The 244-nt window shown below is 61.9% G+C and carries 1 protein-coding gene; it reads left to right on the top strand.

The window, feature by feature from the left end; all coding sequences use genetic code 11:
* Nucleotides 1-244 (top strand): M48 family metalloprotease (locus KVT28_RS26180; RefSeq protein ID WP_217551192.1); only part of this gene is annotated, 244 nt, incomplete at both ends.

Here is a 244-nt window from a genome sequence, read left to right as displayed (position 1 = left end):
GACTGGTGGCGCATGCCAACTCGGTGCGGACGCCGTTCCACTTCTTTTTGATCCAGAACAACGAACTCAACGCCTTCGCCTTCTTTGGCGGCAACGTGGTGCTGCATTCATCGCTGTTCCGCTATACCGATAACGGAAGCCAGCTGGCGTCGGTGATGGCGCACGAAATCTCGCACGTCACGCAGCGCCATCTGGCGCACGCGACGGAAGAGCAGCGTCGGAATGGGCCGCTGGCCTGGGGCGG

The sequence above is a fragment of the Pantoea sp. GbtcB22 genome (assembly GCF_019091025.1).
Lineage (GTDB): Bacteria > Pseudomonadota > Gammaproteobacteria > Enterobacterales > Enterobacteriaceae > Pantoea > Pantoea leporis.
The sequence above is the reverse complement of the archived record's forward strand: the minus strand, read 5'-3'. Positions and strand labels throughout refer to the sequence as shown.